This window comes from Streptomyces sp. NPDC055400 (assembly GCF_053644375.1).
The window spans coordinates 1-2,972 of record NZ_JBSHLM010000042.1 but is presented as its reverse complement, the minus strand read 5'-3'; the positions used below and the strand labels follow the sequence as shown (position 1 = coordinate 2,972).

The 2,972-nt window shown below is 66.5% G+C and carries 3 protein-coding genes and 2 pseudogenes; 4 read left to right on the top strand and 1 reads right to left on the bottom strand.

Going from position 1 to position 2,972, the window contains the following annotated elements; all coding sequences use genetic code 11:
• Positions 1 to 141: 141 nt before the first annotated feature.
• Positions 142 to 291, top strand: coding sequence for a hypothetical protein (locus tag ACWIGU_RS44790; RefSeq protein WP_454407702.1), 150 nt, complete (start codon positions 142 to 144; stop codon positions 289 to 291).
• 13 nt (positions 292 to 304) lie between these two features.
• Here ACWIGU_RS44790 and ACWIGU_RS44785 read toward each other — a convergent pair whose 3' ends face one another.
• Positions 305 to 1,426, bottom strand: coding sequence for a Gfo/Idh/MocA family protein (locus tag ACWIGU_RS44785; RefSeq protein WP_454407701.1), 1,122 nt, complete (start codon positions 1,424 to 1,426; stop codon positions 305 to 307).
• A 91-nt stretch (positions 1,427 to 1,517) separates the two neighbouring features.
• On the opposite strand from ACWIGU_RS44785, the gene ACWIGU_RS44780 reads away from it, so the two are divergent.
• From ACWIGU_RS44780 to ACWIGU_RS44770, 3 genes and pseudogenes are all read left to right on the top strand, one after another.
• Complete coding sequence (locus ACWIGU_RS44780; RefSeq protein ID WP_454407699.1) at positions 1,518 to 2,153, top strand: TetR/AcrR family transcriptional regulator; 636 nt, start codon at positions 1,518 to 1,520, stop codon at positions 2,151 to 2,153.
• Between the two features lie 127 nt (positions 2,154 to 2,280).
• A pseudogene (locus tag ACWIGU_RS44775) lies at positions 2,281 to 2,457 on the top strand (recombinase family protein); the annotation flags it as partial.
• Between the two features lie 143 nt (positions 2,458 to 2,600).
• Positions 2,601 to 2,732: pseudogene (locus ACWIGU_RS44770) on the top strand (recombinase family protein); the annotation flags it as partial.
• Positions 2,733 to 2,972 lie beyond the last annotated feature (240 nt).

Genomic DNA, 2,972 nt, shown 5'->3' with positions numbered 1-2,972 from the left:
GCCCTCCGCCATCGGGATACCTCATCCCTCCGGCATAGCGCAGCCCACGACATCCGTCACGACCCCACGTAACCCAGACCCTTAAAGATCTCTAGCAACCGCGAGTTCAGAGAACATGTCAATACCCTGCTGGTCCAACGGGTGCTCGCCGAACCGGTCTGGACGAGGAAGCTCTCCGACGAGGACCGGCGCGGCCTGACCGCGCTCTTCTGGTCGAACATCAACCCGTACGGAACCTTCCGCCTCAACATGGAGAAACGGCTCGACCTCGCGACGGCAGTCAGCCCCTGATCAGTCCGGCCTGTCAGCCCAAGCGTTGCCGGGTGCCTGTATCTGCGGAGAGCCTGATCGCGTCAAGAAGGCGGTGCAGCCGCAGGCCAGCATCGAAGTCTGGGACGCTACGTGAGCCGGTGCGGAGATCGAGGGCCAACCGGGCATACATCTGGGCCACGTTGAAGCTCTCGGCGGCGGGATCGATCCGGGAGGTCCAGCGGTACCGGCTGGGAATGGGCAGCTCCTGATAGGTGCCGTCCGAATTACCTGGCCCTTGCATGCGCAGTTCACCGATCTGGATGCCTGCCGGGCCAGCAGCCCCAGTGGAGACGATGGCCAGGTCTCCCTTGGTGCCGGAGATTTCCAGTCGGGTCCCGGCATCGGTGACCTTGGCGTCGTGGACGTGGGCCGACACGACGGCACCGCTGGTGAGGGTCGCGTTAAGAAGGAGGTGGTCGGGGCTCGTTGCCTCGACCGTGTCACCGGTTCCGGCGACGGTGTAAACCGGGCGCTGGACAGACAACGTCGCCGAGAGGTCGCTGATGCCACCGAGCACATACTGCACCGCGTCGAGTGTGTGCCCGCCAGCGACCTCAAGTGTCCCGGCACCGTTGTTGCGATCGAGGGTGTAAGCCGCCCAGGCGGGAATCTGCTCCCCAGGCCCCTTCCCGCGGGCGGCGTGAACGGTCGCCGAGGTCACGCGTCCTACACGACCGTCGGCGACCAGCTCGCGAGCGTAGGCGATCGCCGGGGCATACCGCGCCTGCAGCCCGATCACGTGGTGCACGCCCGTGCTGTGGGCTGACTTCGCGAGGGCTGCGGCCTCGTGGGTGGTTCGGGCCAGCGGCCACTCGCAGTACACGTGTTTACCGGCTGCCAGCGCCGCCCCGACCAGTTCGGCGTGCGCAGGAACCTTCACGGTGATGACGACCAGGTCCACCTCAGGGTGCTCGGCAAGTTGCCTGGCGTCAGTGAAAGCGTGCGCGGCCCCAAACTTCCGTGCTGCGGCCTGAGCGCTCTCGGGGCGGCTGGTGGCGACCGCGGTCATGCTGTACTCCGGCAGGGCCAGCAAAGCTGGGACGTGTGCCCGGGCGGCCCAGCCCCGGTCGGGGCTCGCCCCGATGATGCCGACTCTGATTTTCTTCGATTCCATAGCAGACCCCCAACTAAGCGGACTGATCTTGTCCGGTTGGAGACTCTAGCGAAGCGGACAGGATTGGTCCAGTTATCGATAGGATCAGCGCATGAACCAACCGCGCAGCACAGTGGACCGCCTGCTCGTCGACGAGTCGGGCCGTCGCCCCCGCGCCGACGCGCGGCGCAACGTCGAGCGTCTGGTAGGGGCCGCCCGGGTTGCGGTTGCCGAGATTGGCGTTGATGTATCCGCACACGAGATCGCGCGCCGGGCAGGCGTGGGTGTCGGCACCTTCTATCGGCGCATCCCCTCCCTTGAGGCGCTCCTGGAGATGGTGCTCGGGGAGATCCTCGACGAGATCTCAGACGTAGCCGATCAAGCCCTAGAGGACCCGGACGCCTGGAACGGACTCTGCATGTTCGCCGCAACTTATGTGCGCCTCCGGACAGAGAGCTGCGGCGTCAGCGAGGCACTCGGCGGGGCCTGCGGGGTCACTCTCGCCCAGCGTCTGGAGGACCTGCGAGGACGGATTCGGCGTCTCGTGGAGCGCACCCAAGCAGTCGGCGCCATGCGAACGGACGTCGCCTGGCAGGATGTCCCCTTCCTGCTCGCTGCCGCAGCGACTGGTGAGCGCACCCTGGACATGCGAGCGGGCAGTCAGCAGTGGGAGCGCAATCTCCAGATCATTCTCGACGGACTGCGCACGACTCAGCCGAGCATGCTGCCAGGCACTCCGCCGACCTGAATTCTGACCCCGATGGATCCAGCTGTGGCGGAGTGTCGGCAAACGATTCGTCTGCCGACACTCGGGTTGGCGATCACGAACCCGCAGGTGGGCAGTGTCGCAACTCGCGTCGAAGCTCGATCTCGTCATGCAGCTGCTGCGCGAGGGCGACACACTGAAGGCGACCCGGCTCGACCGGCTCTCCCGCTCCGTGCTGCATCTGGTGACCCTCGGCGCTGAGCTGCGCGAGCACGGCATCGGCCTGCACGTCATCGAGCAGGGCATCGACACCTCCACGATGGAGGGGCGGGCGATGTTCGGGATGCTGTCCGTACTGGCGGAGCTCCAGCGGGAGCTGAGCGTGGCGAACACGAACGACGGGCTCCCTCCGCACGGGCCCGCGGCCGGGTCGGCGGACGCCGACCCAAGCTCACCGAGGACCAGGCCGCGCCCGCACAACGGCTCTACGACGAGCGCGAGAAGACCGTCCAGCAGATCGCCGACATGTTCGGCGTCCCGCGGTCCACGGCGTACGGGCACCTTGACAAGACCAAGACCGTGCCTCGACAGCCGAAGAAGGTCGCAGCCACGAAGCCCTGAAAGCTACCGGCGGGTTACTTGTTCCCTTGTGTCCGGGCCAGGGCTCCGGGGCCGGGGAAGGCGGTGTCGTCCATACCTTTGAGTAGATCTCATATTCGAATTTAAAGGCAAAGGGGCGGACGGTGACACTCTTCGCGTCCTCGGTGGTGAAGTCGGCCCGGGGCGCGGTTCCGGTCTTTCGACCGGCCCGTTTCCCCGGAGCCGCTTCCCGAACCGGGCATGCGACTTGGCGCCGCACCC